This window comes from Streptomyces alkaliphilus, from assembly GCF_014141535.1.
In the GTDB taxonomy this organism is placed as follows: domain Bacteria; phylum Actinomycetota; class Actinomycetes; order Streptomycetales; family Streptomycetaceae; genus Streptomyces; species Streptomyces alkaliphilus.
In genome coordinates this window covers 1-7,018 of record NZ_VKHT01000163.1, presented here as the reverse complement: position 1 = coordinate 7,018, position 7,018 = coordinate 1, and the positions used below count along the sequence as shown (strand labels likewise).

Below are 7,018 nucleotides of genomic sequence, written 5' to 3'. Positions count from 1 at the left end.
GCTGGACCTCGCCATGCCCCGGGACGTGGACGCCGCCGCCCACGGGGTGGCCGGCGCCCGCCTCGTGGACATCGAGTCCCTGGCGGTGGCCTCCGCCGACGCCCCCATGGCAGCCGACGTGGACACCGTCCGCCGGATCGTGGTCGAGGAGGTGGAGGAGTTCGGCGCCGTCCAGCGCGCCGCCGCCATCACCCCGACCGTGGTCGCCCTGCGCGCCATGGCCTCCGGCGTGGTCGCCGCGGAGCTGGCCCGACTGGAGGGCAGGCTGCCGGGCCTGGACGACAAGGAGCGCGCCGAGGTGGCGCGCGCCGTGCGCCGGGTGGTGGACAAGTTGCTGCACGCTCCCACTGTTCGGGTCAAGGAACTCGCCGGGGAGCCGGGCGGCGCGGACTACGCCGCCGCCCTGCGGGAGCTGTTCGACCTGGACCCCCGAACCGCCGCCGCGGTGCGGCGGCCCGACCCGGACGGCTCGGCGGCCGTCGCGCCTCCGCGCACCCACTCCGGGACACCGGACGCGCGGCAACCCGCGCCGGTTCCCGTCGGTCCCCTCGAGCCCGTCGGCAACAGCCGGAACGGCACCCCCCGGTGGGCGACGAACACCGGGCACCCCCCCGATCACCCCACCCCGGAACAGGAGCGGCCATGAGAGCCCTCAGACTAGGGACCCGGCGCAGCAAACTCGCCATGGCCCAGTCCGGGCAGGTCGCCGAACGGATCCGGCGGCTCACCGGACGTTCGGTGGAGCTGGTCGAGGTCGTCACGACCGGCGACATATCCCGAGAGCACCTGACCGCCATCGGCGGCACCGGCGTCTTCGTCTCCGCGCTGCGCGACGAACTGCTCGCGGGCCGGATCGACCTCGCCGTGCACTCCCTCAAGGACCTGCCCACCGCCCAGCCGCCGGAGCTGGCGCTGGCGGCCGTGCCGGGGCGTGCCGACCCCCGGGACGCGCTGGTGGCCCGGGACGGCCTGACCCTGGAGGCGCTGCTGCGTGCCGGTGCCGCCGACGGCTCCGGCCGACCGGCGCGCGTGGGCACCGGTTCACCCCGGCGCATGTCCCAATTGCACGTACATGCGCGCTCCCTGGGTTGCGAGATCACAACGGTTCCCATCCGGGGGAATGTCGACACCCGGATCGGGTACGTCCGTGCCGGCGAGCTCGACGCGGTCGTGCTCGCCTCCGCCGGACTCCACCGGGTCGGCTCGGAGGAAGCGATCACCGACCTCCTCGATCCCGACACCGTCCTGCCCGCCCCCGGCCAGGGGGCACTGGCGGTCGAGTGCGTCGCGTCCCGTGACGACCTCGTCGCCGAGCTCGGCCGACTGGACGACCCGCCCACGCGGATCGCCGTGACCGCCGAGCGAGCCCTGCTCTCCGCACTGGAGGCCGGATGCAGCGCGCCCGTCGCCGCGCTCGCCGACCACCGGGAGGACGAACCGGGTACCACCGTCCTGCACCTGCGGGGCGCCGTCGGCACCACCGACGGAGCCACGTCGATGCAGCTGTCCACCACCGGTCCCGTACCGGCGTCCGACGGAGAGGCGACCGCCCGTGCCGATCGCATGGGGCGCGACCTCGCCGCCGAGATGCTCGCCAAGGGTGCGGCCGGTCTGATGGGGGAGCGAGCACAGTGAGCCCCACCACCGCACAACCGCAGCCCGCCGTTCCGCACCCCGCCGCGCACATCCGTCCGGCGGGCGGCGGGATGTCCGACGGGCATGTCACCTTCCTCGGGGCCGGGCCCGGTGATCCGGGCCTGCTCACCCTGCGAGCCGTCGAGGCGCTCGCCAGGGCAGATGTCCTGATCGCCGACCCCGAGGTCCACGAGGTGGTCCGCGCGCACGTCCGGGACGGCGCCGAGACCCCCCTGCAACCCGTGGCCGATCCGCTCGACGACGCCTCCGACGCGCCCTCGCGGGTCGGTGACGCAGCAGATCTTGTCATGCGTGCCGCGCGCCGCGGCAAGCGGGTGGTGCGTGCCGTGGCCGGGGACCCCGGTCTGGACGGTTCCACCACCGGGGAGATGCTGGCCTGCGCCGCCGAGGGCATCACCTTCGAGGTGGTGCCGGGGATCGCCGAGGCCGTCGGCGTCGCCGCCTACGCGGGGGTCCCGCTGCGCGACAACGCCGGCACCGACGTGCGGATCATCGACGCCCGCACCGCGGACGAGCGATGTTGGGGAGAGATCGGAGGCAGTGACGCCACCGTCGTCATCGGCACCTCCCTGCTGGAGATCGGCGCCACCGCCACCCGACTGATCGGCTCGGGCCGCAAGCCGGACACCCCGCTGTCGGTGACGGTGGCCGGCACCACCACCCGGCAGCGCACCTGGACCGCGACGCTGGGCACCATCGAGCGCACCCTCAAGCAGGCGAAGGTGCTGCCGGCGCCCCTCGACGGCGACCGGTCGGTGATAGCGGTGGTCGGCGACCGCGGCACCCCCGAGGAGCGCGACCAGTTGGCCTGGTTCGAGTCCAAGCCGCTGTTCGGCTGGCGGATCCTGGTGCCGCGCACCAAGGAACAGGCCGCCTCCCTCTCGGAGCAGCTGCGCTCCTACGGCGCGGTGCCCAGCGAGGTGCCGACCATCGCCGTGGAGCCGCCGCGCACACCCCAGCAGATGGACCGGGCGATCAAGGGGTTGGTGACCGGCCGTTACGAGTGGATCGCCTTCACCTCGGTCAACGCCGTCCGGGCGGTGCGGGAGAAGTTCGAGGAGTACGGGCTGGACGCCCGCGCCTTCGCCGGGATCAAGGTGGCGGCGGTCGGCGACCAGACCGCGCGCTCGCTGATCGAGTTCGGCGTGCGGCCGGATCTGGTGCCGGGCGGGGAGCAGTCCGCCGCCGGGCTGCTGGAGGACTGGCCGCCCTACGACCCGGTCTTCGACCCGATCGACCGGGTGCTGTTGCCGCGTGCCGACATCGCCACCGAGACGCTGTCGGCGGGCCTGGTGGAGTTGGGCTGGGAGGTGGACGACGTCACCGCCTACCGGACGGTGCGCGCCTCGCCGCCGCCGGCGCCCACCCGCGAGGCCATCAAGAGCGGTGGCTTCGACGCGGTGCTCTTCACCTCCTCCTCCACGGTGCGGAACCTGGTGGGCATCGCGGGCAAGCCGCACAACGTCACGGTGATCGCCTGCATCGGTCCGGCCACGGCGCGCACCGCCGAGGAGCACGGCCTGCGGGTGGACGTGATGGCCCCCGAGCCGTCGGTCCACCGGCTGGCGGAGGCACTGGCCGAGTTCGGCGCCAAGCGGCGGGCGGCGGCGCTGGCGGCCGGGGAGGTGCTCAAGCGGCCGAGCGAGAAGCGGCCGCAGCGGCGCCGGCCGCGCGGCGCGTAGCCGACGCCGGACGACTCCGGCGCACGGTGTGATCCGCGGGTCCCGGGTGTCCCCCTTCCCGGGGGCCGCCCGGGGCCCGCGGCCGTCGCGGCACCGGGGGTCGGCGGGCGGGCGGGGCGCCCCGGGTTACCGTTCGGGCGCCGGCCGGTATCCGAGCGGCCGGTGGGTCGCAGGCCTCTTCCCGGTGCCGGGAAGGTGCCCCGCGGCCCCCGTCCCGCAGCGCAGGAGATCGAGACAGGTGTTTTCCCACGGAGCCTTCCCGGACGTCCGCCCGCGCCGGCTGCGCACCACCGCGGCGATGCGCCGCATGACCGCCGAGCACCGCGTCCACCCGGCCGATCTGGTGCTGCCCGCCTTCGTGCGGGAGGGCATCGCGGAGCCCGCGCCGATCTCCTCGATGCCCGGCGTCGTCCAGCACACCCTCGACTCGCTGCGGCGGGCCGCGGCCGAGGCGGCCGATGCCGGGGTGGCGGGGATCATGCTGTTCGGCGTGCCCGAGGTCAAGGACGCGGTGGGCACGGCCGCCACCGACCCCGGGGGCATCCTCCAGGTGGCGCTGGGGGTGGTTCGCGAGGAGGTCGGCGACGCCCTGGTGGTGATGTCCGACCTGTGCCTGGACGAGACCACCGACCACGGCCACTGCGGTCTGCTGGACGAACGGGGCCGGGTGGACAACGACGCGACCCTGGCCCGTTACGCCGAGATGGCGGTGGTGCAGGCGGAGGCCGGCGCGCACGTCCTGGGCCCCAGCGGCATGATGGACGGCCAGATCGGGCACGTCCGCCGCGCCCTGGACGCCGCGGGCCACCGGGACGTCGCCCTGCTCGCGTACACGGCCAAGTACACCTCCGCCTTCTACGGCCCGTTCCGGGAGGCGGTGGAGTCGGGGCTGACCGGCGACCGGATGACCTACCAGCAGGATCCGGCCAACGGCCGGGAGGCGATGCGCGAACTGTCGCAGGACCTCGCCGAGGGCGCCGACATGGTCATGGTCAAGCCCGGCCTGCCCTACCTGGACGTGCTGCGGCGGGTGGCCGACGAGGTGGCGGTGCCGGTGGCGGCGTACCAGATCTCCGGGGAGTACGCGATGGTCGAGGCGGCCGCGGAGAAGGGATGGATCGAGCGGGAACGGGCGATCGACGAGACGCTGGTGTGCTTCAAGCGGGCCGGCGCGGACGTGATCCTCACCTACTGGGCCGTGGAGGCCGCCCGCCGCGCCGACCGGATCGAGGCCCTGGCCGAGGAGGTGCGGGAGGCCGGCGGCGAGGCCGAGGCGTACCCGCTGGACGTCACCGACGGGGCGGCGGTGGACGCCTTCGCCGAGCACCTGGGCGGGGAGTGCCGGGTGCTGGTGAACAACGCGGGCGGGGCCTTCGGGCTGGACCCGGTGGCCTCCGGCGACCCGGCGGACTGGCGGGCGATGTACGAGGTGAACGTGCTGGGCACGCTGCACCTGACCCGGGCGCTGCTGCCGGCGTTGATCGCCTCGGGCGACGGCACGGTGGTGGTGGTCACCTCCACCGCCGGGCACGCCCCCTACGAGGGCGGCGCGGGATACGTGGCGGCCAAGCACGCCCAGCACGTGCTGGCGCGGACGCTGCGGCTGGAGATCGTGGCGGAGCCGGTGCGGGTGATCGAGATCGCGCCGGGGATGGTGCGCACGGAGGAGTTCTCGCTGACCCGGTTCCGGGGGGACGCGGAGCGGGCGGAGAAGGTGTACCGGGGGGTGGCGAACCCGCTGACGGCGGAGGACGTGGCGGACACCATCGGCTGGGCGGTGACCCGGCCGCCGCACGTGAACGTGGACCTGCTGGTGGTGCGGCCGAGGGCGCAGGCGTCGAACGAGAAGGTGCACCGGGAGGGCTGAGCCCCGCCCCGGCGGCCGAAGGCGCGGCCCCGGAGCGGGTCGGGCACGGCCGGCTGCCGTGCCCGACCCGTGTGGGGGGTGCTCCGTTGTGGTCGGTGGGGTGCCCGCCGTTCCCCCGCGCGGGGTCGGTCGGCGGGCACCCGGTGGGTGGGCCCGGGGCCCGGGGTTACGGGATGGTGAGGGTCGCCGTGGCGGTGTCGCTCAGGCCGTTGCCGTCGGTGACGGTCAGGGTGATGGTCCAGGTGCCCCGGGTGTAGATGTGGCTGACGGTCGCGCCGTTGGCGGTGGAGCCGTCCCCGAGGTTCCAGCGGTAGCCGGAGATCGGGCTGTCACCGGCGGTGGAGCCGGTGCCGCTGAGCGAGCACAGGTGGAAGAACAGGTAGTTGGTGCAGGTGCCGGTGATCCGGGCGGTGGGCCCCTGCTGCGAGGGGGCGCCGACGTTCACGGTCACCGAGGTGGAGGCGGTGCCGCCGGTGGAGTCGGTGACGGTCAGGGTGACCGTGTACCGGCCGTCGGAGGCGTAGGTGTGCTCGGTGACGGCGCCCGTTCCGTCGGCGCCGTCACCGAGGTTCCAGGCCCAGCCGGTGATCGAACCGGTGGGGGAGGTGGAGCCGTTGCCGTCGAACACGCAGGTCAGGGTCGTGTCGTCGCAGCTGTGGGAGATCGCGGCGGTGGGTCGCCCGTCGGAGCCGCCCCCGCCGGGAACCTGGAGCAGCTTGTTCGGTGTGCCGCTGCCGGGGTTGCCGATGACGCCGGGCACGGTGAGGGAGTCGAGGGTGTCCCACACCTGCGAGGGGGAGGCGCCGGGGGTCTCGCCGAGGACGAGGGCGGCGGCGCCGGCGACGTGCGGGGAGGCCATCGAGGTGCCGGAGATGGTGTTGGTGGCGTTGTCGCCGGTGTGCCAGGGGGCGGTGATGCCCTGGCCGGGGGCGAAGAGGTCGACGACCGGTCCGTAGCTGGAGGACGCGGCGCGGGTGTCGGAGCTGGTGCTCGACGCCACCGTGATGGCCTCGGCGACCCGGGCGGGGGAGGAGTTGCGGGCGTCGTTGTTGCTGTTGCCGGCGGCGACGACGTAGGTGACGCCGGAGGCGATGGAGTCGCGGACGGCCTGGTCGAGGGCCGCGTTGGCGCCGCCGCCCAGGCTCATGTTGGCGACCGAGGGGCCGGAGGCGTTGGCGGTCACCCAGTTGATGCCGTCGATGACGCCCTGGATGGTGCCGGAGCCGGAGTTGTTGAGGACCTTCACCGAGACGAGGTCGGCCTTCTTCGCGACGCCGTGGGCGGTGCCCGCGGCGGTGCCGGCGACGTGGGTGCCGTGGCCGTTGCCGTCGGAGCCGTTGCCGCCGAAGGCGTCGAAGCCGGGGGTCGCCCGGCCGCCGAAGTCGGTGTGGGTGTAGCGGATGCCGGTGTCGAGGATGTAGACGGTCACGCCCTCACCGGCGTGGGCGGGGTAGGTGTAGGAGTTGTCCAGGGGGAGGGCCGGCTGGTCGATGCGGTCCAGGCCCCAGGAGGGCGGGTTGGTCTGTGTCTCGGTGAACAGCGAGACCGTCTCGTCCTGCAGGACCTTGTCGACCAGCGGGTCGGCGGCCAGTTCCAGGGCCTGTGCCTCGGTGGCCTCGACGGCGATGCCGTTGAGGACGGCGTCCCAGGCACTGGTGATCTCCACGCCGTACCGGTCGGCGAGTTCCCCGGCGGCCGGGGAGTCGGCCTCCAGGGCGTCGTCGAGCATGACGATGTAGCTGCCGTCGATCGCCTCGGGCTCCCCGGCGTTCTCGATGACGTCGGTGGGGTCTGTCTGTTATCAACATCTGAC

Annotated in this window: 4 protein-coding genes and 1 pseudogene; 4 read left to right on the top strand and 1 reads right to left on the bottom strand. The window is 74.2% G+C overall.

Annotation, left to right across the window (positions count from 1 at the left end; all coding sequences use genetic code 11):
* The 4 genes and pseudogenes from FNQ90_RS07965 to hemB all read left to right on the top strand — a co-directional run.
* Window positions 1-646: pseudogene (locus tag FNQ90_RS07965) on the top strand (hypothetical protein); the annotation flags it as partial.
* Window positions 643-1,635, top strand: coding sequence for a hydroxymethylbilane synthase (gene hemC / locus FNQ90_RS07960; RefSeq protein ID WP_182605730.1), 993 nt, complete (start codon window positions 643-645; stop codon window positions 1,633-1,635). The pseudogene FNQ90_RS07965 and the gene hemC, both read left to right, overlap by 4 nt.
* Window positions 1,632-3,338, top strand: a complete 1,707-nt coding sequence (locus tag FNQ90_RS07955; RefSeq protein WP_407699324.1) for a bifunctional uroporphyrinogen-III C-methyltransferase/uroporphyrinogen-III synthase — start codon at window positions 1,632-1,634, stop codon at window positions 3,336-3,338. The genes hemC and FNQ90_RS07955 overlap by 4 nt, the downstream gene beginning before the upstream one ends.
* Window positions 3,339-3,576: 238 nt before the next feature.
* Window positions 3,577-5,205, top strand: a complete 1,629-nt coding sequence (gene hemB, locus FNQ90_RS07950; protein WP_182605729.1) for a porphobilinogen synthase — start codon at window positions 3,577-3,579, stop codon at window positions 5,203-5,205.
* Between the two features lie 166 nt (window positions 5,206-5,371).
* Here the strand turns inward: hemB and FNQ90_RS07945 are convergent, their stop codons facing one another.
* Entirely contained in the window at window positions 5,372-6,934 is a 1,563-nt protein-coding gene (locus FNQ90_RS07945; protein ID WP_182605728.1) for a S8 family serine peptidase, read from the bottom strand.
* Between the last annotated feature and the right edge of the window lie 84 nt (window positions 6,935-7,018).